This is a genomic window from Nostoc sp. C052 (assembly GCF_013393905.1).
Taxonomy (GTDB): Bacteria; Cyanobacteriota; Cyanobacteriia; order Cyanobacteriales; family Nostocaceae; genus Nostoc.
Map to the genome: position 1 here is coordinate 86,508 of NZ_CP040273.1, position 26,216 is coordinate 112,723.

Consider the following 26,216-nt stretch of genomic DNA (forward strand, 5'->3'; position numbering starts at 1 on the left):
TTGGAAATGTGTTGGAGTATTTGCCAGCAAGAGATATACTGGCAAAGCATTAGTCTCAGAATCTCAGCATCTACTATGGGCAAACTCACACTGCCGCAACTAGAACGTCATCTTTTTTCTGCTGCTGATATTTTGCGCGGCAAGATGGACGCTTCGGAGTTTAAAGAATACATCTTCGGGATGCTTTTTTTAAAACGCGCCTCAGATGTGTTTGAGCAGCAGTATGAGCAAATTTTGCAGCAGAATTTGCAAAAGGGAAGGACACAAGAAGAAGCAAACATGAGGGCAGAAAACCCCACCACTTACAAAGAAACTTTTTTTGTGCCAGAAAAAGCGCGGTGGACATATATTCGTGATGAGCTACATAAAAACGTAGCTGATGGATTAAATAAAGCTTTGGCAGCACTTGAGGAAAGTAACCAAGCATTGGCGGGTGTGCTGGGACATATTGACTTTAACCGTCAACTTGGTAGAAGTCGGATTCCTGATGTTAAGTTGCGCGAATTGATTAAACACTTCAATAAATATCGTTTGCGAAATGAAGATTTTGTATTTCCTGATTTGCTGGGTGCGGCTTACGAGTACCTGATTAAAGAGTTTGCAGATTCAGCCGGGAAAAAAGGGGGCGAGTTTTATACGCCACGTGAAGTAGTGCAGTTGATGGTGCGTCTCTTAAAACCTCAACCTGGGATGTCAGTTTATGATCCCTGTTGTGGTTCTGGGGGAATGTTAATTCAGTCCAAGCAATATGTAGAAGAATGCGGTCGTGATGCCAGAAATTTAGCACTATACGGTCAGGATAATAACGGCGGCGTATGGGCAATTTGTAAAATTAATATGCTGCTGCACGGCATTCGAGATGCAGATATATATAATGACGATACTCTGTTTAATCCCTTGCATATTGCTGACGGTGAACTAATCCGCTTTGACAGAGTAATCAGTAATCCGCCTTTTTCTCAAAACTATAGCCGCGAGGGAATGCAATTTTCTGGACGCTTTACGCATGGTTATTGTCCTGAGACAGGTAAAAAAGCAGATTTGATGTTTGCCCAGCACATGTTAGCTGTTCTCAAAACTGATGGGATGATGGCGACGGTAATGCCGCATGGGGTGCTATTTCGCGGCGGAGAAGAAAAGAAAATTCGGGAGAGTTTTATTAAACACGATCAATTAGAGGCGGTGATTGGCTTACCGCCCAATTTGTTTTATGGCACAGGTATCCCTGCCTGTATTCTGGTGATGTGTCCACAAGGCGCGAAACCAGTTGAACGCCAGGGAAAAGTTTTGTTTATTAATGCTGATGCTGAATATTATGCAGGTCGCGCTCAAAATTATTTGCGTCCTGAGCATATCGAAAAGATTTCCTGGGTATTTGAAAATTTTGTGTCTTTACCGGGATATTCGGCAGTAGTAACTAAGGAAAAATTGGCGGAAGAAGATTACAACTGTAATATCCGCCGCTATGCTGATAATGCACCACCACCAGAACCACAAGATGTAAGAGCGCATTTATTTGGGGGAATTCCCAAGGCTGAGGTCGAAGCGAAGCGCGAATTATTGGCAGCACATGGGTTTGATCCAAGCAGGATTGTAGCGGAGAAGAATTAGTGGATTATTTGGATTTTATTTCTGCAATTAGCGAAAGAGGGCAGATTAAAAGTTTTATAGAATCTGATGCTGGTGTTCAGCAGCAAGAAGGCAAACTTTATAATGTGTTTGCTGCTTGGTGGCAAGTACACTCGACTAGTTTGGGTGACTTGCCTAAAACTAAAAAGGTGATGGAACTCCGCGCTGAGTTTTTTAGTTCTTTTGTGGATAGCTTGGAACCTGTGGGATTACTTGACCGCTTTAAAGTGGCGGGTGTGGTTGCTAGTTGGTGGAATGAACAGAGGTATGACCTCAGAACTTTATCAGAGTCAAATTTTAGTGGTTTGGTTGATAGTTGGGTGGATACGATTAAAGATGCCTTAGAGCAAGGTGATGAGGATAAGAAAAAACAGGCAAAATTTGACCCTCTAAATCATAAATTAGTAAGGCGGTTGATGCCGGATTATTTACAAGACATTGCTGAGGCTGAGGCAGAAATTGCGGAATTAGAACAGCAAAAATTAGCTTTTGAGCAGGGAGAGGAAGTCGAGACGGATGCTGAAGAAGGTGAAGAATCAGAAGCAGTGAATATTGTCAAGAATTTAGAGAAAGACCTTAAATATATAAAAAATTCGATTAAAGAGCCGAAGAAAGAACTCAAGATTTTAAAGAAGACACCTTTATTAAATAAAGATAAAATTGCTGAACTTGAGGTTTTTATTGAAGAAAATGAAGCAGAAATTGCCGAAATAGAAGCCCAACTGGAACCTTATAAGGAAATTGTTAAGCAGTTGAAGGAAGCAAAGGCGAAATTAAAGACATTAAAGAATGAATTGGTGAAACGTTTGGGAACTGCACGGGCTGCTTTGGGTGATGAAGATTGTCAAGATTTGGTGTTAGCAATTTTCAAAGATGGGTTAATTGCTGAATTGGAGCGATATGTCACCGCGCACCGTCAGATGGTGATTGCTGCGGTAGAAAATTGGTGGGATAAGTATCGGGTAACGTTGCAGGATATTGAGACACAAAGAAATGCAGCAGCGAAGAAGTTGAATGAGTTCTTACAGGGGTTAGGATATGCATGAGCTTTTGATAAAAACGGAAGAGTTTAAAAATTCGGGCGTTGGCAGAATACCAAAAGATTGGCAAATCAAAACTTTAGAGGAATGTGTTTGTCCTGATGCACAAATTACTTATGGAATTGTCCAAGCTGGGCCTCACATAGAAGATGGTATTCCTTATATTCGTACTGGCGATATGGCCGGGGATAAGTTAAAACTTGAGGGACTCTTAAGAACTTCCCCAAAAATTGCACTTTCATATCGCCGTTCAGAAGTTAAAACTGGTGAAATTGTATGTGCGATTAGAGCTACTGTGGGTAAAGTTTTAGAGGTTCCACCCGAATTAGATGGTGCAAATCTAACTCAAGGGACTGCACGTATATCTCCTAATCATAATATCAACAATCGTTTTTTGTTATGGGTACTACGCTCAAGTTATGCACAGCTTCAGTTCAATCTGGCAGTTAAAGGGACGACTTTTGCAGAAATTACTTTAGAAAATTTAAGAAAGATAAAAGTTCCACTTCCTTCAAGTCAAGAAGAACAAGAAAAAATCTCAGCAATTTTGGATACGGTGGATGAAGCGATCACACGCACATCTTCCCTTATTATAAAACTTAAACAAACCAAAGCCGGACTACTGCAAGACTTGCTCACACGCGGGTTAGATGAGAATGGCAAATTGAGAGATCCACAAGCGCATCCTGAACAATTTAAAGACTCATCATTGGGACGAATACCTTTTGACTGGCAATATAAACGTTTGGAGGAAATCGCTTTAAAAGTTACTGACAGAGATCATACAACTCCTACCTATTTAGAAAATGGAGTAATTCTCGTGTCTCCAGTTAATTTTATTAATGACGAAGATATAAATTTTGCAGATTGTAAACGTATTTCTTACTCTGCTCACCTTCAAAACCGAAAAAAAACTGATATTTGCTGTGGAGACATAATTTTGCACAGAATTGGTGCAGGCTTAGGACGAGTAAGGCTTGTTACTCAGGAAATGCCAGAATTTAGTATTCTGCATAGCTTATGTATGGTTCGTCCTAATGAAAACTGGGTCATTCCTTTTTATCTGTTATGGACTTTCAGAACACACACAACTCAAGCACAAATGGATCTGGGAACACAAAGTATAGGTGTACCGGATTTGGGACTTGATAAAATCTTATCTCTTATTTTTCCTGTGCCGCCTTTGTCAGAGCAGAGAAAGATAGTTGATGCTCTTAATGCTCATCAAGACGGCATCCGCAAAGAAGAAGTCTACCTTAACAAACTCAAACTTAAAAAACAGGGACTCATGCAAGACTTGTTAACCGGAAAAGTGCGAGTCAAAAATATTAAATAATATAAATTATTTAGCACTGCTAATAACTAAATAAATATTATGCTTACGCCTATTTATCACATCACCAATATTAAAAATCTACAATCTATCCTTAAAATAGGTGGTTTAATAGCTAATAATAGGCTTAAGCAACTGTATGGCCCCTACGCTAATAACCTCAATCACGTCTTGAAACACATCGAAGGGCATTACATTCGGGGCTACGGTGATGGAACTAGCAAAGCCGAAAGTGCAGAAATTTATGTATTGCCTGACGGTAGAGAAGCAGCACAAGCTTTTTTAGAAATAGAACAAGATGCCCAGAAGCATTTAGAGCGAGTTAGCAACCTCATATATGGCTTTGAAACGCCTTACGGCATGGAACTTGCTAGCAACAGTCCACTAGGTTGCGACCAAAGAATCTAACCCAGCACAAAATAGTGAGCAGGCGATCGCCCTGGTACATGAATGGAGCGATCATAAGCGTAAGCTATTTAAGCCTAAACATATTCGTAAAGCTTGGCAGCGTTTACATGAGCAAAACTGGCTCAACATTAAAGAGCAAACAACTTCCTGAATATTATCTCAAGGAAGTTACCAATAAAATTCCATGATATAGTTTGGCTTGCCCCTTTATCCTGTATGGCTTTACTATCATTCATTTGACTTAAAGAACAATTAGGTTTCTCACATAAACACTTTTTTCGTTTATGAAGTCTGTAATACTCTTGCTCAAGAGTAATTAATCTTGCATTTTTAAAATCTGATTTCTTCAGCCGAAGTTGATACTTTGTATAAAAATGTTTGCTAACTTCTTTACGAATCCATTTATCCAATTCACGTATTTGTTGGATGTCTGTAATACCCATAAAAAATCCCATCCAACTTTTTATTCTTTCTCCTAACACACCACTGCATTCATCACATATTTTTTCACCACGCCCAGTTACTTTTTTATTAATCACATATTTGATAAAAAAGTTAAATCTACGTTTGGAATTTTCACCAGTTTTATAAGATGGCTCTTTATTAATCTTTTCTATAATTCTTTCCTGGAATCTTAAAATGTTTCCTGGTTTAACTTTGATATGCTCAAGATTGAATTGAAAGCCAACAAACTCTAGAAAATCTTTAGCTATATCAACATATTTGGTTTTACTTTCATCAGCATGTAATTCTAGCTTTATATCTTGCAACTTTTGAGCAACTTCTTGATGTACTAGAGGAATTAATTCTTTTTCTTTTAAAAGTATTACAAAATCATCCGCATAACGGACGTATCTCAGAGAATATTTTTTCGATAAATCATTGAGAACCCAACAATCAAATTCATGTAAATATAAATTTGCTAGCATTCCCGAAAGTACACCACCTTGAGGAATACCCTGAGTTCTTATAATTCTTTGATTATTTAGAATAGGCTTATGATGATGAAAAAAACGGTATCCGTATGTTTTGCCACGTTGGTTTTTATGTGGAAGTCCACCAGTTTTTATAAACCGTCTTAATAATTTAGTAGCTAGAGTATTTTGACCAAACTTTATCTCTATAATTTCAAAAAGATATTCGTGAGATAGATTATCGAAAAATTTTACTATATCAGCATCTAAGGCAAATATAAAACCTTGTTTAATATAATAATGAATCAAGCTTGCTGCATAGGGTGCAGACTTTCCCTTTCTATATGCAAAAGATACTTTATCAAGTCTAGATGTAGCTTGAAAATCTTTTTCTATTTCTTTGTAAATAGCATCATACAATACTTTTTGGACAATAACATCGCGTATAGTAGCAATCGATAAAACTCGCTTTCCACCAGATGGCTTGGGAATCTCTATTTCTCGAAAAGTATAAAACTGATATGTACCTTTAAGTAATCTATTTGATAAAAGCTGACAACGTAAATCAAGTTCCTTTTTAAAGGTTGGGTAAGAAATACCATCTACCCCCATCTGCACTTTTGGCTCACCCTGCTGCAAGAAATCCGTTTTTTGTTGTTCGTAAGCTTTAAACGCAGCCTTTAGCTTCTCCGGCTGAAAGTATTCAGTGAGTAAATCGTCCAAGGATCTGGACATATTTTTATTTTGTAGTGATTTAATTATTTGGAAGTGCTTACTGCTAAGGCGGACAGAGAACGCTAGACACTCCCTCAACCTGTCTCCTCTACTATGGTGTAGAGTATAACCAATACCTATTATTTCTAACAGGTATAAAGAAACTCCTAGTAAGGTGGATCTTTATTGTTTCTTCCATATCTGTATATTAGCACAGTTGGAACAGCAGCCCTCTTGGGTTCAAGGCAGGTTCAAAGACCTAACCCAGCATTATTAGACAGCATATCATCAGTTATTAATCTATTGCTTGTAACTGAACTTTCCTATACCAAAAAAACACAAATTAAGTATTATCACCCTAAAAGTATAGAGTAAATTCATTAAAATCATTCTATAAGACTTGTAAAAATAATTTATGCCCCAACAAACTCCTGAGTATATTCATGTAGAACTGCCTATCGTTCAACAACTCACCAGTATGGGTTGGCAGTACATTGAAGGAGATTGGGACAATGCCGAAGTTACCGAACGAGAGAATTTCAAGCAAGTTCTACTGACAGAGCGCCTCAAAGCTGCTATCAAACGCATCAACCTGGATAACAACGGTAATCTCTGGCTTGATGATCTTCAAGTTCAAGCCGCAGTTAGTCAGTTAGAACGTCTGGGTGCAAATAGATTAATGGAAGCTAACCAAGCCGCTACAGAATTGCTACTCAAAGGCACTACTGTTTTAGGACAAGACGGTAAACAGCATACGGTACATTTTATTGAATTTGACCCTGAACATTGCGATCGCAACGATTTTCTCGCCGTCAATCAATACCGAGTAGACCCGCCTTGGGCAACAGGTAATCGGGGGTTTATTGTCCCAGACATGGTACTACTTGTTAACGGCATTCCTCTAGTAGTGATTGAATGTAAAAGTCCCAATTTAGATAACCCGATAACTGAAGCAATTCAAGACTTATTGAAATATTCCAACCAACGGGGTAGCAGTCAACCAGAAGGCGCAGAAAAATTATTCCACTACAATCTGCTGATGATAGCAGCCTCTAGAGGACGGGCAACAGCCGGAACCATCGGCGCAAATTATGAACATTATGTTGATTGGAAAGATACCATTCCCAGCCCCCAAGCGGAAATTGCTGCACAATCAGGCGTTTCTGAATTGAATTTTCGCCAAACCCTCATCGCCGGAATGCTGAAACCAGCTAATCTGATCGACATCTTTCATAATTTCACTCTATTTAAAACCAGTGGCGGACGCACCATCAAAATTGTTCCCCGTTACCAGCAATATCGGGCAGTTTATAAAGCACTGCACCGACTTCAACACAATCAAACCCGCGCCGAACATGGCACAGATGACCAACGCGGTGGCATTATCTGGCATACCCAAGGTTCAGGTAAAAGCCTGACAATGGTTTACCTAATTCGGAAAATTCGCACTATCCCAGAATTACGCCGCTTTAAAATTGTTGTTGTCACTGATCGCCGCGACTTAGAAAAACAACTTGCAGATACCGCCGTCCTCACTGGGGAACCATTGCAAAAGGCTAAAAACGTCAAAAAGCTAGAACAATACTTGCAACAACCAGGCGCTGGCTTAGTCTTCGGAATGATCCAGAAATTTAAAAGTGGAGAGGATTCTGATGAAGAAGCAGAAATAGAACCAATTCCGAAAAACCTCAATCCTTCGGAAAATATCTTAGTGCTAATTGACGAAGCACACCGTTCTCACGCCAAAACCCTCCACACTAATTTATTAGAAGCCTTACCTAACTGTGTCCGTATCGGCTTCACTGGTACACCGATTGTCAAAGCTGCCAAAAAAACCACGCTGCAAATTTTTGGTTCATTTATCGACGAATACAATATCCGCCAATCCCAAGAAGATAAAGTCACTTTACCCATTGTCTACGAAGGGTTAGAAGCTAGAGGTACTGTAACCCAAGGTGATGACCTCGACAAACTTTTTGAAATTATCTTTGCTGATAAAACCCCTGAAGAACGGGCGCAAATTAAAGCTAAGTACGCAACTAAAACCCAAGTTGGCGAAGCGCGGGAATTAATTAAAGCCAAAGCTAAAAGTATGCTGCATCATTATATTGAGCGCATTTTAGCAGGAGGCTTTAAAGCGCAAGTAGTCGCCTCTACCCGTCTCGCTGCCGTCCGTTACCAAGAGGCGTTTGTGGAAGCGCAAGGGGAAATAGTCCAGCAGCTAGAACACCGCGCACCCCTTCTGCAAAGTCTCAATACGGAGGCTTTAGAATCGCTTGATGCCGAAACTCGTTTTTTTGCTCAAGCACTCCCACATCTTGAAATCATACGCAAACTAGAATTTGCTGCTATCATCTCCGGTGATAAAGGAGATGACGGTAGTTGGAAAAAGTGGACAGATAAAAGTCAACAGGAGATTAATATTGAGAAATTTAAAAAGTCTTTAGACGAAGATAGTTTAGCGATTTTAATTGTAAAAAATATGCTACTAACAGGTTTTGATGCACCGTTAGAACAAGTTTTATATTTAGACAGGTCGCTAAAGGAATACGAATTGCTGCAAGCGATCGCTCGTGTTAACCGAGTGTATGACGATAAAAAAACAGAAGGGTTAGTGGTCGATTATTACGGTGTTGATATCGCTGCTGCACTCTCGGCTTATGAAAATCTTGATACAGAATCTGCCTGGTTTGATATCCGTACAGAATTGCCAAGGTTGCGCGACAAACACCAGCGAGTTATTGCTCTATTTACTGAAAAGGGCTGCACAATTGATGATGTAGATGCTTGTGTAGACTTACTCAAAGATGAACGTCTCAGAGTTGAATTTAACGACTATTTAAAAGACTTTCTCAACACTCTTGATACAATATTGCCGCGTTCAGAAGCACGTCAGCCCTATAATTTTGTTCGAGATGCCAAAAAACTAGGCTTTATTAAAAAAGCTGTTGCTGACCTCTACAGAGATGAAAAACTTAACATCGTTAGCGCCAAAGAGAAAGTTAGAGCATTAATAGACCAATATATTGAATCGCAAGGTATTGACCCAAAAGTACCACCGATTGATATAATGTCACTGGATTTTAAAACCCATGTCCAGCGCCATCGCTCGATTAAAGCACAAGCCGCAGAAATGGAATTCGCTGCCCGTCATCATATCAGCATAAATTATGAAGAAGACCCAGTTTACTACAAAAATTTAAGTGAAAAGCTAACAGAAATTCTGGAATCTTTAGCTGATAACTGGGAAGAAAAAGTTGAAGCTTTGCGGAAATATATAGAACAAATCCAAACTACCCGTACTACGGATGAGACTGGATTAGATCCTAAAACTCAAATGCCATTTCTCAACATTTTAGGTGAATATTCCCACAAACAACTCCCCGAACTTGCTCAAGCAACTGTGGAAATTATCGAACATATCCGCCAAGAAGTACGACGGGTAAATTGGGGTAGCCAAATAGTCCAAGAGGATTTAAGGAGGTGGATAGCAGGCTACTTGGACGATCATGATTTGGTGAGTTACAACCAACTCGAAGAAGTTGCGGATAAATTAGTCCAACTAGCTAGGAGAAATCGTGATAATTTAATGGCATGACAAGCATCACCTTTGGCGACCTGAGTTTTGAAATTCGCCATAGTTCCAAACGCCGCACCGTAGGTATTACCGTCGAACGTGACGGTAAATTAGTCTTAGCTTCTCCCCCAGAAGTACCAATAGAAACATTAGAAAAAATTGTCAGCGAGAAACGTTACTGGATTTACAGTAAACTTTTAAAAAAAGAGTCGTTAAATCCACCAGCTAATGTTAAAGAATATGTATCAGGTGAAGGTTTTTATTATCTAGGACGCAGCTATCGCCTGAAAGTAGTGGAGCGAGTTCAACAACAGCCATCTCTGAGACTCTATCAAAGCCGCTTCGAGTTACAGCAGCCAGCACAAGTTCAAGGCCGAGAATACTTTATTCAGTGGTATCGGGAACACCTTCAGCCAATTGTAGAACAACAAATTGCCACACTGATTAAACGAGTTACTACTTCGCCTCGTTCAATACAAGTACGTGAGTTAGGGAATCGTTGGGGTTCTTGCGGACACAAAGGGGATTTATATTTTCACTGGCGAGTAGCAATGCTACCACGGACGATGATTGAGTATTTGGCAGTTCATGAATTAGTGCATCTAATTGAACCTGATCACAGCACTGCATTTTGGCATAGGGTGGAGCGTATTGTGCCAGATTATCTTGAGCGAAAGCAGTGGTTAGCTGAGAATGGGGCAATTTATAACCTCTAGAAAAATAATTAAGAGCGATCGCATTTAGACAAAGTTGAAAGAATGTATCAAACTTCCACAAATTTTTGGTAATTTCCCATCTTTATAAATCTTATAAAACACCTCTGGCAATGTCCATCTATCCACAATGCTGAAATTTTAAACCTTGCACCGTAGTTAGGACATCCCGAAAGTAAATGTAATTTTATATGCTTGTAGCTCATATTTGTTTAGCCAGATACAGTCCCAAAGCCTTGAGATCCCTGGCTACTACCTCCATAGCGGCGATACCACCGCCCTCAATGGATTCCACAAAATCCTCACGGGAGGTGAAAGGGAAATCACCAGTCTGCCAAAGCCCCAGACGATTTGCATAAGACAGGTTAGAAACTTTCGTCGCTCCGGTCGCCGATACGTATACAACCCGTGCTGAGGGCAGTGCGTTTTGCAACCGCAGCCCAACAATGCCTTGCTGGGATGCTGCAACCATGCCGAGTTTGCCCTCTTGCGCCATTGCATTGCCCATACTGTGGCATTCGTCGAAAGCGATCGCTCCCTCAAAGTCCTTGCTTGCCCACTCAACGATTTGCTTGAGCCGACTTTTACCGTTCTTTTGAGAACGTAGAGTAGAGTACGTGCAGAACAGAATGCCTTGGGTGAAGGGAATTGGATCGGCAAGTTTGATGTTGCCCAGGTCGATAATATCTTTTTCACTACCTCCGAGCGCACACCAATCTCTACGTGCGTCCTCAATAAGAGCAGAACTCTTTGATACCCAAATGGCTTTTCTTCGTTCCTGACACCAGTTGTCGAGGATGATTCCTGCACATTGTCTTCCTTTCCCTGCGCCTGTCCCATCGCCTAAGAACCAGCCACGACGAAATTTTACAGCATTTTCTTCGCCAGTTGCCGCTACAGTCACATTATCCCATGAATCATCGACAATATAAGACCCAGAAAGAAATTCACCGTGCGCCTGACCTGCGTAAATAACGCTTTCAAGTTGTCCTTCAGATAACAATCCTTGTGAGACAATGTTTCGCGGGAGATGCGGTTTGTAAGTGGGTGGTGGTGGCGAGACAAGCGCTAGGGCTGCACTCTCACAGAGTAGCGAGGGATGAGGTAAAGCGTCCTTGATCCGGATTCTTTGTGGGCGATAGGTTTCGTATAAAGTATCTTTGAGTCCTTCAGTAGCAGACCATTCGACGACTTCGTATTCCAGAATAACCACATCTGGAATTGAAGAAAGTGTTTCTGCTTGAACTACCACAGAGCGTTTTGGTAATTGAACAACTTTTGCGATTGCCGCAGCAGCTTTGATATCTGAGCTTTCCCACGAAGACCTCTGTGGCAACTGCTCAATTAATGCCAGTATTTCAGGCAAATCCAAGGTTTCAGAAATACAGGGGATTTCGCCGGGATTATCAGCCGGAACCTTGTCAATTACTGTGATTCTGGTGTCAATTTGCGTCCCATGCTTTGAGTACACCTTGCCGTTAACCCCGACCGACATTAAAACTCGCGCAAAATCCTGCCACTTAAGGAAAGTCTCTCGCCAGCTTGGGTTAGCCGGAGAAAACCAATTGGCTGTGATTGTTACCAATCGTCCACCGTCAGCCAGTCTTTGCAATGCCGAGTTTATGTGGCGAGGAGTTGCGTCGGGATTGCGACTGCTGATTTTGGGAGATGCGGAGAAAGGCGGATTCATCAGAACAACTGAGGGCTGAGTTTGCCCTGCCAGATAGTCGTTAATTTGTTCCGCGTTTACTGAGAATAATGGTGTACCAGGGAATAATCGCCGCAGAATCTTCGTTCTATCGGGTGCAAGCTCGTTGAGCATCAGACTTGCACTGTGCAATTTAGCCATTTGTGCCAATAGACCAGTTCCGGCACTTGGCTCCAAAATCAAATCATCAGCCTTTATAAATCCTGCTTTGGCTACTAGATAAGCAAGCGGTAGAGGGGTGGAGAATTGCTGAAGCTGTACTGACTCTTCACTACGCCGTGTTTGGGTTGGGCAGAGGGCTGTTAATTCTTCTAATTGTTGCACAACCACTTGAGGTTGTTGTGATAAAATCCTAATTTCCAGATGACGCAGATATAAGATTTGCGCTACTTCCACTGCTTCGTAAGCGTCTTTCCACTGCCACGCACCGGACGCAGCACTGCCTAGAAAATAGCGATTCATCTGAGCTTGAACAGTTTTTGTAGAGAGAGGGCGATTATCTATTAAAACTTTTGCAAGCTCTTGGGCAACATTAATAACTGACTGCCCATAATCGATTACTGTTTGCAAATCGAATAAAGAACCTTGAGTGAAAAGTTGCTGTACCATTGCATCACTCACAATATTATTTTTTCACTATTGCTATGGCGAAGCCTTTCTCTTATTAATAAATGAGGCAAGTAATTGCCTCATTTGAACTTTTGAACCTTCCAAGATTTATTCTTAGGTGATCAGCCGAGGCTTAAAAAGCGAATTAGCCAGCTTTACGCGGTCTACCTGGCTTGCGCTTGCCTGAAGAATTTACATCAGCCTGTTTAGTTTTCGGTGACTTGTTGGCAGTATTGTTAGCTTTATTTGAACAAATAGCACGTTTTGGTTGTGGTGAAATTTCTTCAACTGGAGGCAGCAATCTCAATGTAGGGAATGAGAGAATAACTGCTTCGTTACTGGTACAATGAATGACTTCATCCTCTAACATCCAAGGATCTGGCAATTTTTCAAAAGTCTGAGCTTGTGGTGTGATTACTTCTGAAACTGATGGGATTGTAGAAGCCGCTATATTTAGATTGCTAACCAAAACCACATTACTAGCATAAGCAGACGATACAAATAGTCCATTAATGAACTGGAATATAACGAGAGTAACGAATGCCCAAAAGATGACTTCGATTGTCAAAGTGAGTAGAGATTGCATATCCATGATTATTTATCAACTAAGTATTTGTATTTTTCAATTGATTTACGCAAAGCGTTCTTAAGCCATGTTCAAATGTGAAGCGAATTTGAACATATCCTCTCTTCAAGAGAGGACTTCACTCTAAAATGAGCGTAGCGCCTCTCTAATTTAATTTAGCCAAACTTCTTCGTTATTTTAAAGTTTATTTATAAAACAAACCAAACTTTAGTATTTACCTAGTTGAAGATTTCAAGTATTATATTTATAAACTTATTTCTCAAAAATAAACATTGGGTGAAGTCTATGGTTAAGATTTGATTGGTTAGCTAATTCTGGAAATAAAAGTTCTATTCAAACGAAAAAGAAAAGTAGTCCTCACAATTAATTGAAAGTATGCCCAGCCCAACTACGGACTTAGTTCGTTCCTACCTCAAAGAAATCGGACGCTACCCTCTGCTAACTCCTGAGCAAGAAATTACAAATGCTAGGCTTGTACAGCAGATGATGGCGATTGAGCAGCAACGGCAAGCGATCACACTTCAACTAAACCGACAACCAACGGCAAGAGAGTTAGCTACCTCACTTGGGCAAAGCGAAGCTGAAGTGGAGTTAATTCTTCATCAAGGGGAACGAGCAAAGCAGAAAATGGTGACTGCTAACCTACGGCTGGTGGTGGCGATCGCTAAAAAGTACCAGAACCACAATTTAGATTTTCTTGACTTGCTCCAAGAAGGGGCGCTGGGACTGCAACGAGGAATCGAAAAGTTCGACCCTAACAAAGGCTACAAATTATCAACCTATGTTTATTGGTGGATTACCCAGTCAATAACACGCGCTATAGCAGATAAGTCTCGCACTATCCGCTTGCCAATCCATATCAATGAAAAGTTAAACAAAATCAGAAGAATACAGCAGCAGCTGTCTCAATCGTTGGGTCGTCCTCCAGTTGTAGTAGAAATTGCCGAATCATTAAATCTGTCGCCAAGCCAAATAAGAGATTACCTTCAGGTTTCTAAGTCTCCAGTCTCACTCGAAATGCGAGTGGGAGATGAGGGTGAAACTGAACTAGCCGATATTTTGCCGATGGATGGCATTTCTCTAGATGAGCAAATAACTCTTGAGTCTCTACAGCAAGACTTGAGCAAGTTGCTGGCATTACTTAAGCCAAGGCAACGAGAAATATTGACTTTACGTTTTGGATTGTCAGATAATCAGCAGTTGACTTTGAGTCAAGTTGCGAAACGTCTAAACCTAAGTCGAGAAACAATTCGCAAAACTGAACATCTTGCTCTCTCTGTTTTGCGCTCTCATCAAAACAAGATAAAAGACTATCTTCTTAATTAGGATTAACTAAGGGTTGTTGGACTCTAGTAGTCTGCCAAGGTAACTTTGCGTGGTGGCAAGCAGAGAGGCAGAGGTGCGGAGGGGCAAGGGGGAAAGAACTTGTACAAATCTCTCCTCTGCTCCCCTGCTCCCTTGCTCCTCTGCCGACCTCCACCCAGCAATTTTGGGTTGGCGAACTACTAGTAGTCCGTCAAGCCAACTTTGCTGGGTGAGACAGATTTTTGGTAAGCTAATTGAAATCTAGCAATATATATTTATGGTAAAAAAGTATACTGTAAATTTGAGTACAGAAGAAGCAGAAAAACTGCGATCGCTAATCAAAACAGGTAAGAGTAAAGCAAGAACTATTACTCGTGCCCACATTCTTCTAATGGCTTCTGAGGGTGAAACCGATGCTACTATTGCAGATAGACTACGAGTCAGCGTCTCAACAGTTGAGCGCACCCGCGCCAAGTTGATCAAAAGTGGAATTGAGGGTACACTCAATGACCGTCCTCATCCACCTAAACCACGGAAGCTTGATGGTTTTAAAGAAGCATTTTTGATTGCTACAGCTTGTTCTGACCCACCGTCTGGACGCACACGATGGACACTAAAACTTTTAGCAGACCGGATAGTAAGAATAGAAGTTGTGGATTCTATTAGTTATGAAACTGTGCGTTCCTATTTAAAAAAAACGATGTCAAGCCGTGGTTAAAAGAACAATGGTGTATCCCCAAGGTTGATGCAGAGTATGTTTTACGGATGGAAGACTTGTTAGATTTATACGGCGAACCATTAGACCCAAAACGTCCGGTAGTCTGTTTCGATGAACGTCCGTATCAATTGTTAGAAGACGTTAGGGAATCATTACCAGCCGAACCAGAACAACCTCTTCGTTATGATTACGAGTATAAAAGAAACGGTAGTGTCAATATATTTGCTTTTTTTCAACCATTAGCGGGTTGGCGACATATGGAAGTGACACAACAAAGAACAAAAGTAGATTTTGCCTTTCAAATGAAGAATTTGGTAGATATTTATCACCGCGATGCTGATGTTATTCGTCTAGTAGTCGATAACCTGAACACACATAATCCAGCATCTTTATATGAAGTTTTTTCCCCTGAAGAAGCTCGTCGGATTGTTCAAAAATTAGAGTTTCACTATACACCAAAACATGCTTCTTGGTTAAATCAAGTTGAGATTGAATTCTCTGTTTTATCTCGACAGTGTTTAGAACGACGCATAAAAAACGTACAGACATTATCTTCTGAAATCGCCACTTGGGAACAACAACGGAATGATGCATGTACCAGTGTAAATTGGCGCTTTAAAACCAATGATGCACGGAGAAAGATGGAGCGGTTATACCCAACCATCTCACCCAGCAAAGTTGACTTGACAGACTACTAGTTTCATTTATATAAGTCGAACTCGCTACTCCAAAGGCTGAGAGCAAACCGCAACCGTTGTTAAAGATGCCTTCAATTATTGCTGTCAGGAGTGCTTCCCGCGTACTTGCACTTTCCGGCGGCATGGCCTCTGCTTAATCCGCGGCGAAAAACCTCACTGTTTCAATCAAATGGTGCATGACCCGGATTTCTCACCACACCTCTCAAAGCCTGCGCTTGAGCAGGGGAGCAGGGGAGCAGGGGAGAGTTATTGTACAAGTTCTTTCCCCTCTGCCCCTCTGCCCCTCTGCATTTCAAGCTTGTGAGAAATGCGGGATGAATATATTGCTATCTAGAAACTATCCTTATAAATAGAACACCGAAGAAAGAACCGATGCCCAGCAAAACTATTGAAGTCCGAGAGTACACTGTCAGAGCGCACAAGCGGGAAATTCATACTCGCGTTTTTAACTTTGTATGTAAGCAGTGTGAGCAACCCACACAACGAGAAACCTTTGGTGTCCGACCACTCTACTGTGAGCAATGCCGTCCGCCACAAGCACCCAAGCAATCCAAAATAGTCCCTATAGGCAAGAGGAAACCCAGAGCTATGAACTACAAGAGTGGTAAAGGTATTGGGGGGTAGATTTTTTGTTTTGAGGTAAGGGCGATACCTTCTCTTCTTTTTCAGAGACGCACTCGCGTTCTATCGGCAATGCCTTTCCTGCGGAACGCACTCGCGTTCGGCACGTCTTCTCTACGAGACGCACTCGCGTTCGACTAATGCCACCGGTTCATGGCGGATACGCCATCGCACGAAAGTGAATGAAGCAGTAGTTATGTGTGAGGTTACGGCAGTTGCATCAAGCGGCCAGGCGTGACTCTTCTGTGGATTGGCTGTTGCAGGAGTTGGGAATTTTGCCAAACCGTATCTTTCACGGGAGCAATCAAAACTGCTGGCGGCTGTTGAGAGAGAGTACAACCTTGTATGGAGACAGCAAAAGTGAACTTGATTGTTAATGCAACAAATACACAATGCAACAGTACAATAAATAACTCGTTTTTCACTTAGCTTGCGACAAGGTATGCCAGAACCCTTATTATTTCGTTGAGATTTTTTCAATTAGTCTGCGAACCGACACGTTTAAAGTGCTATGGTCTGCACTTATAGCTATAATTAGCCATACTAGAAACAGAAATCTCATCTATAGAACTGTAATGACGATCAAAGAATTGCTATTACAAGAAATTGACAACACTCCAAACGAACTACTAGAGGATCTACTTGGGTTTTTGAAATCACTCAAAACATCTCCAAAACATCCACTAGCCACATATAGAGAACTCTTAGAACGCATTGATTACCTAGAAGCAATAGTAGGTATTCGTAAAGGACTAGATGAGTTTGAGCAGGGTGAAGGAATTCCGTCCGACCAAGCCTTGGCAGCCCTAGAACAGAAACTTGGCATTCCGCCTCGCTCATGAGTTACCAGGTTCTCATTCAACCCACTGCCTTTCAAGAAATCGAAACATCTTATCGTTGGATGTGCGACAATCTGAGTGCTGAAGTAGCCAATAGCTGGTATTATGAACTTCTTGACGCTATCGCTTCACTAAAAGAATTTCCTAATCGCTGTAGCATAGCACCAGAAGCACCAGTGATCGGTCGTGAAATTCGGCAACTCTGGGTTGGAAAACGAAGAAAATATCGAGTTTTATTTGTCGTGTCAGAAAATACTGTAGCAATTCTTCATGTTCGCAACAGTCGCCAATCTGATCTAGGTGAAGAATCCGAGTGAACTACTCAGACTTGCCTCCGGCTGAAATCTGAGCTTGTGTAATTATGGGGGAGTGGCTTGAATATGAGGACTTGGGCGACATGTTAAGGGTTTTGGTAACATAGAAATTCCCCTGACATTGCAGATATTGTATGCCCAAGACTTGGAACATCAAGATAGATAACTATTTTCAAGCCAACCCCAATTGCATTATCGCCACAGCCCACGTAGACTCGTTTCCTATAGACCTGCCGCTAGAACCGAACATCCGCGAACCGAACCGTAAAAGCGCGACCTACAGACAAATCTTCGACTCACTAACGACCGAACCCGAAAAATTCTTCTCTCGTCACAGTGGAATCGTTCTGTCAGCCAATAAAACTAAACCTGTCAAGAACAAAACTGAACTGGAGCTAGAAGTCTTAGAAGCTAACGAGGGGGGTAGCGATGGGATTATTAATGGTGGGCATACAGTTTTAGCTTTTGAGCAAGCGAAAAATTACAAATATGACTTAACCGAAGCTAGGGTAAAAGTTACGATTCACATTGGACTCTCGGAAGAATCAGCTAAAGATATAGCCCTAGCTTCAAATACTACAACCCCAGTAGATTCTCGTTCCAAAGTCAACGCCAGGGGTGATTACAAATTCATCAAGCAGTACTTAGCCCAGTTAGAACAGAAAGAAGATAGAAAATTCCGCATCGCCTATTATCAAAATCAAAGCGGCGCTCCCAGAAATGCCCAGTGTAATGTCACCCATTTGCTGAAGTTGCTTTACTGTCTCGACAGAAATAAGTACAACCCCGACGGCAATAAACGAACCAAACACCCAGCAGGAATGAGTCTTCCAAGTAACATCACAGATGCAGAAAGGGAACGGTTAACCGCTTTACTGCCTCTCTTGACTCATGCTCTGTGGATAGAGCAAAGACTCTACGAAATAATCCAAGACTATATCAGCAACCCCAGAAGAAAGGGTGCTAACGACCTAGCATCAATTGATATACGTAAAACTACATTGTTGCCGGACAGTAAGTACTCTTTTGGGTTTGGTGCGCCAACTGACTTAGCACTACCGATAATCGCATCATATCGGGTATTTCTGGACAAGGACTATAAATGGATTCTGCCGTTTAACGAATTTGCTGAAGATTTCCTGCAACATCTGTGGACTAACTACTTCCGCAAATACTTGGTATCGGAGAAAACAGCCGGAAATACAGTCGGTACAAAAATCAGCCGCAATCAAGAGATTTGGGAAAGTTTGTACATTTCGGCGCAAAGTTATCTAAATCAGCACTTGGTAAAAATGGTCAATTCCAGTAAGCAAGAAGAAGAATCTCATGTGACACAAGGTGCAAACAAGAGGGCAAAAGGGAAAAGGGGTGAACTCAACGCGACTACTGTTCCCAAATAGTTTTTTACCGAACAGGGTATGAGGTGTACGGGAAAGACTATTAGTCCCCATACCCTACTTGACTTTTCCAGTTAAGTCAGGAACTTTCATTTAGAGCTTGGGTAATGCCATAATTAATTCTCAACAAGCTAAGTTTAATGACAAAAGCTACCACAGGTAGAACTTTGGGATGGAGGTATAGTAAGCGCTCACTGGATACTATTATGAATAATTGCGTTCTAAATTGAATTTATCTATTGCAATCTCAGGTCAATATTTTTGGCTGTTCATATCAGGAAAATTAATTCAGCGATTTGATTTATACTTTTAGGTTCGTCTAAATATCAAAAAAGTTAAGTTGTATGTCCAGCCTGAGTCCAGACATGGTTCGTATCTATTTGCAAGAGATTGGTCGTTACCCAATGCTAACCGCAGACCAAGAAATTGCTTATGGCAGGCAGGTACAGCAAATCATGGCAATTGAGCAAAGAAAAAATGAACTCACCCAACAACTAGATCGTGAGCCAACAATGGTCGAATTAGCTGTTGATGTTGACAAAAGTGAACCTGAAATAGCTCAAATACAAAATCTTGGGCAACGAGCCAAACAAAAAATGGTGACAGCAAACTTGCGTCTAGTGGTTTCGATTGCCAAAAAATATACTAATCGCAATCTGGAATTCTTAGATTTGCTGCAAGAAGGGGCAATAGGTTTACAAAGGGGTGTAGAAAAATTTGACCCCAATCGTGGCTATAAGCTTTCCACCTACGTATACTGGTGGATTACACAGTCAATCACACGGGCAATTGCAGAGAAATCCCGTACTGTACGCTTGCCAATTCATATCACCGAACAACTGAACAAAATTAAGAAGGTACAGCGAGAATTATTTCAGACACTGGGTCGTCCAGCCAGTGTTGTAGAAATTGCTGAAACTTTAGATTTACAACCAAGCCAGATTAGGGATTTTCTCAGTAGTTCAAAGCAGCCAATTTCTCTAGATGTAAAGATTGGAGATAACCAAGACACAGAACTTAGTCAACTTTTACCAGATGAGGGCATATCTCCAGACGAACATAAGTAGAACAAGGTGAAAAAACCAAACTGTGTAAAGATAAGTAAATACATAAATGTGTCTACCAAGGTAACAGGGGTATGGGCAGCCGTTTAAGGGCATTTCTGACTCGTGAGCAAGATAGAACTTTGTTTAACCTGAGAACGGCAGATGTACCCCAGAAAGTTAAAGACAGAGCAGAAGTGATTAGATTGAGCGCAAATGGTTGGTATGTAGAGAAGATAGCGGCTCACTTTAATTGGACAGCACAAACAGTGCGAGAAGTTTTGCATAGATGGGAGCATCTTGGTTTAGAGGGACTTTGGGAAAAACCAGGGCGAGGAGGAAAATCAAGGTGGACGGAAGATGACATGGTGTTCTTAGAAGAATGTTTAGAGAAAGAACCTCGTACATATAACAGCGTTCAATTAGCCCAAAGATTAGAACAAGAACGCTCGGTAACATTGAGTCCTGACTGGTTAAGGCAGGTACTAAAAAAAAAGGGGATCATTTGGAAACGAACGAGAAAAAGCCATAAAGGAAAACAAGATCCAGTAGTACAGCAAGTTAAACAAGCAGATTTGGAAATGTTGGAATTGTCTGCGCCGCAGGAGAAATCGATTTAAAGTATCTAGATGAATCAGGGTTTTGTGCTTGGAGTGAACCGAGTTACAGCTACTACTTCCGAGGCAAACAAAAACGTTTAGAGCAGAGCAAGCGTCGAGGTCGAAGGTTAAGTATTATTGGCTTTCTTCAACCGTTAATTAGTTTCGTTTACGGTCTGGTAATTGGAGGCGTTTCACGCAAATCTTATATTCAAATGATGGAGCTTGAAGCACTAGAAGCACAAAAAACGGGACGCATAAGAGTCATAGTGCAGGATAACGGCCCAATACATCGATGTAAAGAAGTGCAGGAGTTATGGCCAAAGTGGGAAGAGATGGGTTTGTACATCTTCTTTCTACCCAAATATTGTTCGGAAATGAACCCAATTGAATTGGAGTGGCAACACCTCAAAAAAGATGAACTAGCCTCGAAAACTTTTGAAGATGAGTTAGACCTTGCCTATGCTGTGATTGATGGAGTTCAAGCTAGAGCAGAGAAGGGAAATTACAGTACACAACGTATAAGATTTAACTCTAACTCTTCCCCTTAATTGTTTGTTACATAGTTATAAATTTTCTCCACGACTTACTTAGAGCAACTTAAATTATGCAAATTAAGCTTTCCTTCGTTGGATATGCCGTCTCTGGAGTCGGGCTGTCAATGTTGATGGGGTTTCTCTCAGTTGCTAGCCCAGTCAGTCAATTCTTGGTGTGGATCATTGGCATGATTTGCATTTGCGGTTTGGCAGTTGGTTTCTTTAACTTTGCTGGCTTAGTCGTTAAAGGATTCGGTTTCAACCGCAAGACTTTCACCATTGGGTTAATGCCTGGGGTGATATTCCTGTTTGTCTTCTTAACATTAGTTGCAGCTGGTGTTGCGTTGGGGGTGCGATAGCAATGACATTTGAACTAGAACGACTAACTGTTAGTAGTGCTATTCATGCAGAACGGACTATTTTATGTTCTTTAGGAGCGAGTGCAGTTATGTGTCTGTCTGCTCCTTTTTTCTTAAATACTGACCGAATAACAACCGGAATCTTACTTGGCGCTGGGACGATCAGTGCTGGGTTGTTTGGGGTATCCGCTCAAATCAGCGAAAGTAAGGAAAAAGTTTACCAGTCTTTGCTAGAAGCTGACTTAAAAGCACTCAAACAGCATTTACAGGGTCAGGCAGCATACAATTATGTCACCACTGCGATCGCAGCTAAACGCCGAGTTGCTGATTATGTGAATCGCCTGCCCGTTAGTGAGCGCCCCCGGTGGATAGCTGAATATCAGTTGCAAGGGTTGGTTACACTTCCCGAACCACCAGCACAACAACAACCTTCACCGACTGGTATTCCCAATCCCGATATTGCTGACATTGATGAAGAGTCGGTACAGTCGGTGATTAATCCGGGTGCGATGAAAGTTCTGCAAGCGATCGCAGCTAATTATCCTGAGTACATCAGAATTGATGGTGCTTGGATTGATGAACTGTGTGATGCTGCATCTAATCAAAATATGACCCTTCGCAGTAATCACCATTTCTACATTTCTGGTGGCACACAATCCGGCAAGTCAACTCTGGCTGGAGTGATTATTAATAAAATTGCTGCAAAATCTCAAAGTCCGGCAATTGTCATTGGTAGTGATCCAAAAGATGAAGTTACCAGATGGCTGTGCAAGTTCAGCCGTAAGTTTGACGGCATGAAAGCCTTAAGAGATTGGATTACTTTCGCCACTAACATGATTGACCAACAAAAAGCTAGGGTATCAATTGTTGGTGGTGAATGTCAGGGTGTTCCCGAATTATTTCTTGCTCAAGATGAGGTGGACTCTGTATTTGGTGGTGGCAAGGGACTTCCGGGAATGGTTGATGCTGATACTGCCAAAGACTTGCAAGGTTTTTGGAACTATATCATCAAATTCACGGCGGGGTTAAAGGGTCATGGTTTATTTATGGGCCAGTCCCCACTCTCTGGGGAAACCGGATTTAGCCGCCCGTCCTTGAAAAATGTTTGCTTTATTGCGATGGGGCAAACATCGAGTTATATACTTGACCATCCCCAGGATTTTGTAAACGTCAAAAAAGAGATTTTGGAGATGTTACGCCAAGCTTGCGAACTACTAGATAAAGCTGGTGTACGTTATGCCTTAGTTATTCCCACTCGGTCTAATCCCTTTGTTGCTTTAATCCCGGAATTTGATATCAAAGGTCTGGAACAAAAACAGGATTCCAAACCGAATGCTGACACTGTTAATAGTTCTAAAAATAATCAGCAATCCTCACAGCAGCAGACTGACTGGTATCAAGAAATTAGAAAATGGGCAACAGAATTAGGAAGAAGACCGCATTTTCAGGAAATTAAACAGAAGTGGCACGAATTAACGGGGCAAGAGTTAAACGAAAAAGGCGTTACCCTACTGCTGGAAAATCTCGGCTACCAAAATAATTCGTAATTCGTAATTCGTAATTCGTAATTAAATCATGACAACTAATATTACTATCACGGACAGGACTAAATCTTTTGCAGTTAGAATTATTAAAGCTTGTTGCTTTTTGGATGAAGCTTCAAGTGCAACTCGCATTCTTTCTAAACAACTTTTACGTTCAGGAACTTCAATTGGAGCTAATGTTAGAGAAGCTCAATCAGCCCAATCTCCAAAGGATTTTATCAATAAATTGGAGATCGCTTTGAAAGAAGCAAGAGAAACTCAGTATTGGCTAGAACTTTTAATTGAATCTGAGCTAGTTGAAAAACAAAAATTTCAATTACTCCTTCAAGAAGCAAATGAAATTGGTAAAATCCTTGTTGCCTCTACCAAAAAACTTAAAGATAAATAATTACGAATTACGAATTACGAATTACGAATTATTTTGTCATAGTCCAATCAACTGGATAAAAAGCCGTAGTAATCCTGTTTGGGGGAATCGCAATACTAACGAATTTATTACAAGATTGAGGCTAGGGTATCAATTATTGTATGGAGGAATTGTCTATGATTAAGCTATTGCTAAAATATGCACCAGATTCAGTTGTTGATGCTATAAATGATATTTCTTTAGCAGAACTGGACAAGCGAGGTTTAATAGTCTGGACAGACGCACCGCCACTAGAGCCAGAAGATGAAAACTCAGCATTTAATCTAGCCATTCAGTTCCAAAACGTCACACCGGATAATATTCCGTTCATCCTGCATACAATAACTCAAATATACACTAACTACGGTAATTGCTTGGCACTCAGATACTTGATGGAACTTTCAGCCGAGTACTTTAGTTTAATCGGAGTTCACGAAGATGTTTAACGAATACGAAGACTTGAGTTTTGAAGAACAACTACAACTCTCAGAATCACTTATCATTAGGCGGTACAACCAGCAGATGTTCTTGCGTCGAAACGCCCGATTGTTGCAGCAGGAGTTGGAGCTTGAAGCCGAACTGTTAGAAGAGAATCCAGAGTTAGCCCAAACTATTTACACTCTCAATATGCAGGAGATTCAGAGTAATCAGCGAGGGGTACAGAATGTTTTAGGCTCACAAGAGTCAGCGTCAAAAGAGCAAAGTGTTTGGAGTAAGTTTTTTCCGGGATTAGGAGGATGAATGAAAATTTTTGATGTCAGAGATCGCCTCAGTTTATTAGTTAAACAAACAACTCAAGTCGGCATTGGGTTTTTAGTAATGCTATTGCTAACTGGTGGTCGTCTGCCTGCATTCGTAGTCAATTCAACTGCTTGCTTAAGTATTGTATTTGTTACTTATAGTGAGGTACGAAGGCTAGCGAAGGGAAAAGTTAATCTTCAAAACATATCAGTGTTGGCTCTGTCAGCTATGTTGGACAAATGAAAAATTACAATTTATTTATATGGATACTGAACGGGATTTCTTATTTTTCAACCCTCGAATTGCTACCAAATATAATCCCTTTTATGAAGGAGAGTATCTGGTAATCCAGTCTTATCCCCGTGAGCATAAGTTAATAGTTGAGCATCGCAGTTTTGATTACAAAAATGCCAAAAGTCATTGCGAACTAGAAAATTTAGCTCATGACTATACATCATTTTCTCTTAGGATTTTTCACGATGAGAGACTGTGGGAGGTAAACTATGAAGGTGAGCCACAAAGTATTTCTAAGCAACAAAACTGGAGAATTGCCCAAGAATATCTAGAAGCTCATTACGATCCGCATACTGATGGTGAGGTGGTCGTATGCCAATGCAGTTACCCCTATTTTTCGTCACTCACTAGTCATATTAGCAACAGTGGTGAGGCCATGACTTCGTGGCAATCGCTCACTTGTCTAGTTAAAGACTTGGGGCGAGATATTCAAACCTGCCCCAACTGTAATGCATCCTTAGTTCGAGTTGATGAATCGGAGGATGATAATTTTGATTTTGATTTTGATGACCAAGTTAGCCGACCAATAGCTTGCATCGGTTGTGCTAACTATCACGGAGTTAAGTATGGGGACAACGTGCTAGTCTGCGGAATACACCCGAATGGATGGGATAGCGAGAATTGCCCAGATTAAGCCTAGTAGTTCGCCAACCCAAAATTGCGCTTGTGCAGGGGAGCAGGGGAGCAGCAAATACCAAGTTCTTTCCCCTCTGCCCTTCTGCTAACCACCTTTGCATTGTTTCCTTGGCAGACTACTAAAAGCTGATGAAAAGGGTACTGCCATTGTCAGTACCCAAGGTGGCGAACAGCTCCCTGTTGACTGTGACAGAACCAGAACTTTACCGCTTGATTTTCAAATCCCATAAACCTGTTGCCAAGCGATTCCAGCGATGGGTATTCCATGAAGTCCTTCCAAGTTTGCGTCGCACTGGCTCCTACACCATACCCAAGATATTAGAATATGGTCATAAAACCTACCAAAGCAAACGCCTTCCAAGGATAAAAATTATGAAATCTATAGACCCAGCAGTAAACAATCCTAAGCTACAGCCAGAAGTGATTGTATTAGACGAATTTGCTGCCATTGAAAAATCTCTTGAAGGGCATCCACAACGCCAAGAGATTTTAAAGAAACTTCAGAAGTATCAATCTCAGCTTTTATGGCAGGAGCAGAATAAGAAAGGTTAGTTAATTTTTAAGAATTTAGCACCCAGGAGTCAGAATTAAAAAGGACTTTAATATGGTTAGAATACTCATACATGATTTGATAAGCATTTAATACTTATCGTCAATCATTAGCCCATCTTTAGTACGTTTTAATTCTTCCCAAAGTTCTTCAATCTGATTGAAAGCTTTCCCAGGAGCTAACTTTCCATTTGTTTCCAGATTAACAATATAGGTAACTTTCTGCGAAAATTCTTGTAAATTAGCATTAAATGCTAGATTTTCTGGCTTTACTCTTCCGCAATAGTGATACCGAGTATAAATATTTTTTTTGGCTTTCTTGATTATCATTAAATTGTGTCATTGAGCTTTTTCTATTAATTTTAAATTTTTTGAATAAAACCTAT

The 26,216-nt window shown here is 41.0% G+C and carries 25 protein-coding genes and 2 pseudogenes; 22 read left to right on the forward strand and 5 right to left on the reverse strand.

The window, feature by feature from the left end; all coding sequences use genetic code 11:
- Positions 1-75: 75 nt before the first annotated feature.
- The 4 genes from FD723_RS32480 to FD723_RS43985 are packed head-to-tail and all read left to right on the forward strand — an operon-like array spanning position 76 to position 4,410.
- A complete protein-coding gene (locus tag FD723_RS32480) occupies positions 76-1,611 on the forward strand; it encodes a class I SAM-dependent DNA methyltransferase (RefSeq protein WP_179069418.1) in 1,536 nt (511 codons plus the stop codon).
- On the forward strand, positions 1,611-2,675 hold the full coding sequence (locus tag FD723_RS32485; RefSeq protein WP_179069419.1) for a hypothetical protein: 1,065 nt from the start codon (positions 1,611-1,613) through the stop codon (positions 2,673-2,675). Before FD723_RS32480 ends, FD723_RS32485 begins: the two co-directional genes overlap by 1 nt.
- A complete protein-coding gene (locus FD723_RS32490; protein ID WP_179069420.1) occupies positions 2,668-4,005 on the forward strand; it encodes a restriction endonuclease subunit S in 1,338 nt (445 codons plus the stop codon). Before FD723_RS32485 ends, FD723_RS32490 begins: the two co-directional genes overlap by 8 nt.
- 39 nt (positions 4,006-4,044) lie before the next feature.
- Positions 4,045-4,410, forward strand: a complete 366-nt coding sequence (locus tag FD723_RS43985) for a DarT ssDNA thymidine ADP-ribosyltransferase family protein (protein WP_306297034.1) — start codon at positions 4,045-4,047, stop codon at positions 4,408-4,410.
- Positions 4,411-4,538: 128 nt separating this feature from the next.
- Here the strand turns inward: FD723_RS43985 and FD723_RS32500 are convergent, their stop codons facing one another.
- Positions 4,539-6,059 carry a reverse transcriptase domain-containing protein gene (locus FD723_RS32500; RefSeq protein WP_179069421.1) on the reverse strand — a complete coding sequence of 507 codons (1,521 nt, stop codon included), beginning with the start codon at positions 6,057-6,059 and terminating at the stop codon, positions 4,539-4,541.
- A gap of 394 nt (positions 6,060-6,453) precedes the next feature.
- On the opposite strand from FD723_RS32500, the gene FD723_RS32505 reads away from it, so the two are divergent.
- Together FD723_RS32505 and FD723_RS32510 are read left to right on the forward strand one after the other, a co-directional pair.
- On the forward strand, positions 6,454-9,636 hold the full coding sequence (locus tag FD723_RS32505; RefSeq protein WP_179069422.1) for a type I restriction endonuclease subunit R: 3,183 nt from the start codon (positions 6,454-6,456) through the stop codon (positions 9,634-9,636).
- Positions 9,633-10,331, forward strand: a complete 699-nt coding sequence (locus tag FD723_RS32510; RefSeq protein ID WP_179069423.1) for a M48 family metallopeptidase — start codon at positions 9,633-9,635, stop codon at positions 10,329-10,331. The genes FD723_RS32505 and FD723_RS32510 overlap by 4 nt, the downstream gene beginning before the upstream one ends.
- A 199-nt stretch (positions 10,332-10,530) precedes the next feature.
- Here FD723_RS32510 and FD723_RS32515 read toward each other — a convergent pair whose 3' ends face one another.
- Both FD723_RS32515 and FD723_RS32520 read right to left on the reverse strand, forming a co-directional pair.
- On the reverse strand, positions 10,531-12,645 hold the full coding sequence (locus FD723_RS32515; protein ID WP_179069762.1) for a strawberry notch-like NTP hydrolase domain-containing protein: 2,115 nt from the start codon (positions 12,643-12,645) through the stop codon (positions 10,531-10,533).
- A gap of 145 nt (positions 12,646-12,790) precedes the next feature.
- Positions 12,791-13,237 carry a hypothetical protein gene (locus tag FD723_RS32520; RefSeq protein WP_179069424.1) on the reverse strand — a complete coding sequence of 149 codons (447 nt, stop codon included), beginning with the start codon at positions 13,235-13,237 and terminating at the stop codon, positions 12,791-12,793.
- 369 nt (positions 13,238-13,606) lie between these two features.
- Here FD723_RS32520 and FD723_RS32525 point away from each other — a divergent pair, with 369 nt between their 5' ends.
- The 3 genes from FD723_RS32525 (at position 13,607) to FD723_RS32535 (ending at position 16,576) form a co-directional block, all read left to right on the forward strand.
- On the forward strand, positions 13,607-14,557 hold the full coding sequence (locus FD723_RS32525; protein ID WP_179069425.1) for an RpoD/SigA family RNA polymerase sigma factor: 951 nt from the start codon (positions 13,607-13,609) through the stop codon (positions 14,555-14,557).
- A gap of 256 nt (positions 14,558-14,813) precedes the next feature.
- Positions 14,814-15,952 (forward strand): IS630 family transposase gene (locus FD723_RS32530; RefSeq protein WP_256875273.1). Its coding sequence is split into 2 segments (ribosomal slippage): positions 14,814-15,234 and positions 15,234-15,952, totalling 1,140 coding nucleotides; the frame shifts between segments, so codons are not numbered across the junction.
- Between the two features lie 372 nt (positions 15,953-16,324).
- Complete coding sequence (locus FD723_RS32535; RefSeq protein ID WP_179069426.1) at positions 16,325-16,576, forward strand: hypothetical protein; 252 nt, start codon at positions 16,325-16,327, stop codon at positions 16,574-16,576.
- Positions 16,577-16,779: 203 nt separating this feature from the next.
- Here the strand turns inward: FD723_RS32535 and FD723_RS32540 are convergent, their stop codons facing one another.
- Positions 16,780-16,998 carry a hypothetical protein gene (locus tag FD723_RS32540; protein WP_179069427.1) on the reverse strand — a complete coding sequence of 73 codons (219 nt, stop codon included), beginning with the start codon at positions 16,996-16,998 and terminating at the stop codon, positions 16,780-16,782.
- 150 nt (positions 16,999-17,148) lie between these two features.
- Here FD723_RS32540 and FD723_RS32545 point away from each other — a divergent pair, with 150 nt between their 5' ends.
- From FD723_RS32545 to FD723_RS44265, 13 genes and pseudogenes are all read left to right on the forward strand, one after another.
- Entirely contained in the window at positions 17,149-17,415 is a 267-nt protein-coding gene (locus tag FD723_RS32545) for a prevent-host-death family protein (protein ID WP_179069428.1), read from the forward strand.
- Positions 17,412-17,729 (forward strand): type II toxin-antitoxin system RelE/ParE family toxin, encoded by a 318-nt coding sequence (locus tag FD723_RS32550; protein WP_179069429.1) that lies wholly within the window; start codon positions 17,412-17,414, stop codon positions 17,727-17,729. The genes FD723_RS32545 and FD723_RS32550 overlap by 4 nt, the downstream gene beginning before the upstream one ends.
- Before the next feature lie 131 nt (positions 17,730-17,860).
- Entirely contained in the window at positions 17,861-19,126 is a 1,266-nt protein-coding gene (locus tag FD723_RS32555) for an AIPR family protein (RefSeq protein ID WP_179069430.1), read from the forward strand.
- Between the two features lie 341 nt (positions 19,127-19,467).
- Positions 19,468-20,184, forward strand: a pseudogene (locus FD723_RS32560) (sigma-70 family RNA polymerase sigma factor); the annotation flags it as partial.
- 77 nt (positions 20,185-20,261) lie between these two features.
- Positions 20,262-21,316, forward strand: a protein-coding gene (locus tag FD723_RS32565; protein ID WP_256875274.1) for an IS630 family transposase whose coding sequence is annotated in 2 segments (ribosomal slippage) — positions 20,262-20,757 and positions 20,757-21,316 — 1,056 coding nt in all. Because the reading frame shifts where the segments join, the coding sequence is not laid out codon by codon here.
- A gap of 56 nt (positions 21,317-21,372) precedes the next feature.
- Positions 21,373-21,660, forward strand: a complete 288-nt coding sequence (locus FD723_RS32570) for a hypothetical protein (protein WP_100903733.1) — start codon at positions 21,373-21,375, stop codon at positions 21,658-21,660.
- Between the two features lie 2 nt (positions 21,661-21,662).
- Positions 21,663-23,207, forward strand: a complete 1,545-nt coding sequence (locus FD723_RS32575) for a hypothetical protein (protein WP_179069432.1) — start codon at positions 21,663-21,665, stop codon at positions 23,205-23,207.
- Positions 23,208-23,235: 28 nt separating this feature from the next.
- On the forward strand, positions 23,236-23,592 hold the full coding sequence (locus tag FD723_RS32580) for a four helix bundle protein (RefSeq protein WP_104899354.1): 357 nt from the start codon (positions 23,236-23,238) through the stop codon (positions 23,590-23,592).
- A gap of 155 nt (positions 23,593-23,747) precedes the next feature.
- Positions 23,748-24,056 (forward strand): hypothetical protein, encoded by a 309-nt coding sequence (locus tag FD723_RS32585; protein WP_179069433.1) that lies wholly within the window; start codon positions 23,748-23,750, stop codon positions 24,054-24,056.
- Positions 24,049-24,351 (forward strand): hypothetical protein, encoded by a 303-nt coding sequence (locus FD723_RS32590; RefSeq protein WP_179069434.1) that lies wholly within the window; start codon positions 24,049-24,051, stop codon positions 24,349-24,351. The genes FD723_RS32585 and FD723_RS32590 overlap by 8 nt, the downstream gene beginning before the upstream one ends.
- The gene (locus tag FD723_RS32595; protein ID WP_179069435.1) at positions 24,352-24,594 is read left to right on the forward strand and encodes a hypothetical protein; all 243 of its coding nucleotides are present in this window, start codon (positions 24,352-24,354) and stop codon (positions 24,592-24,594) included.
- 19 nt (positions 24,595-24,613) lie between these two features.
- Positions 24,614-25,279: a hypothetical protein gene (locus FD723_RS32600; RefSeq protein ID WP_179069357.1), complete on the forward strand. Its 666-nt coding sequence runs from the start codon at positions 24,614-24,616 to the stop codon at positions 25,277-25,279.
- 130 nt (positions 25,280-25,409) lie between these two features.
- A pseudogene (locus FD723_RS44265) lies at positions 25,410-25,590 on the forward strand (Bro-N domain-containing protein); the annotation flags it as partial.
- A 330-nt stretch (positions 25,591-25,920) separates the two neighbouring features.
- On the opposite strand, the gene FD723_RS32610 reads toward FD723_RS44265, so the two are convergent.
- Positions 25,921-26,160 (reverse strand): hypothetical protein, encoded by a 240-nt coding sequence (locus tag FD723_RS32610; protein WP_179069436.1) that lies wholly within the window; start codon positions 26,158-26,160, stop codon positions 25,921-25,923.
- Positions 26,161-26,216 lie beyond the last annotated feature (56 nt).

What these genes read in the sequence shown, in the direction of transcription:
- FD723_RS32490 (WP_179069420.1), top strand. Translation starts at nt 2,668, where the DNA reads ATGCATGAGCTTTTGATAAAAACGGAAGAGTTTAAAAATTCGGGCGTT.
- FD723_RS32515 (WP_179069762.1), bottom strand. Translation starts at nt 12,645, where the DNA reads ATGGTACAGCAACTTTTCACTCAAGGTTCTTTATTCGATTTGCAAACA.
- FD723_RS32555 (WP_179069430.1), top strand. Translation starts at nt 17,861, where the DNA reads ATGCCCAAGACTTGGAACATCAAGATAGATAACTATTTTCAAGCCAAC.
- FD723_RS32510 (WP_179069423.1), top strand. Translation starts at nt 9,633, where the DNA reads ATGACAAGCATCACCTTTGGCGACCTGAGTTTTGAAATTCGCCATAGT.
- FD723_RS32550 (WP_179069429.1), top strand. Translation starts at nt 17,412, where the DNA reads ATGAGTTACCAGGTTCTCATTCAACCCACTGCCTTTCAAGAAATCGAA.
- FD723_RS32570 (WP_100903733.1), top strand. Translation starts at nt 21,373, where the DNA reads ATGCAAATTAAGCTTTCCTTCGTTGGATATGCCGTCTCTGGAGTCGGG.
- FD723_RS32590 (WP_179069434.1), top strand. Translation starts at nt 24,049, where the DNA reads ATGTTTAACGAATACGAAGACTTGAGTTTTGAAGAACAACTACAACTC.
- FD723_RS32595 (WP_179069435.1), top strand. Translation starts at nt 24,352, where the DNA reads ATGAAAATTTTTGATGTCAGAGATCGCCTCAGTTTATTAGTTAAACAA.
- FD723_RS43985 (WP_306297034.1), top strand. Translation starts at nt 4,045, where the DNA reads ATGCTTACGCCTATTTATCACATCACCAATATTAAAAATCTACAATCT.
- FD723_RS32535 (WP_179069426.1), top strand. Translation starts at nt 16,325, where the DNA reads ATGCCCAGCAAAACTATTGAAGTCCGAGAGTACACTGTCAGAGCGCAC.
- FD723_RS32525 (WP_179069425.1), top strand. Translation starts at nt 13,607, where the DNA reads ATGCCCAGCCCAACTACGGACTTAGTTCGTTCCTACCTCAAAGAAATC.
- FD723_RS32575 (WP_179069432.1), top strand. Translation starts at nt 21,663, where the DNA reads ATGACATTTGAACTAGAACGACTAACTGTTAGTAGTGCTATTCATGCA.
- FD723_RS32600 (WP_179069357.1), top strand. Translation starts at nt 24,614, where the DNA reads ATGGATACTGAACGGGATTTCTTATTTTTCAACCCTCGAATTGCTACC.
- FD723_RS32480 (WP_179069418.1), top strand. Translation starts at nt 76, where the DNA reads ATGGGCAAACTCACACTGCCGCAACTAGAACGTCATCTTTTTTCTGCT.
- FD723_RS32500 (WP_179069421.1), bottom strand. Translation starts at nt 6,059, where the DNA reads ATGTCCAGATCCTTGGACGATTTACTCACTGAATACTTTCAGCCGGAG.
- FD723_RS32580 (WP_104899354.1), top strand. Translation starts at nt 23,236, where the DNA reads ATGACAACTAATATTACTATCACGGACAGGACTAAATCTTTTGCAGTT.
- FD723_RS32520 (WP_179069424.1), bottom strand. Translation starts at nt 13,237, where the DNA reads ATGGATATGCAATCTCTACTCACTTTGACAATCGAAGTCATCTTTTGG.
- FD723_RS32585 (WP_179069433.1), top strand. Translation starts at nt 23,748, where the DNA reads ATGATTAAGCTATTGCTAAAATATGCACCAGATTCAGTTGTTGATGCT.
- FD723_RS32505 (WP_179069422.1), top strand. Translation starts at nt 6,454, where the DNA reads ATGCCCCAACAAACTCCTGAGTATATTCATGTAGAACTGCCTATCGTT.
- FD723_RS32545 (WP_179069428.1), top strand. Translation starts at nt 17,149, where the DNA reads ATGACGATCAAAGAATTGCTATTACAAGAAATTGACAACACTCCAAAC.
- FD723_RS32610 (WP_179069436.1), bottom strand. Translation starts at nt 26,160, where the DNA reads ATGATAATCAAGAAAGCCAAAAAAAATATTTATACTCGGTATCACTAT.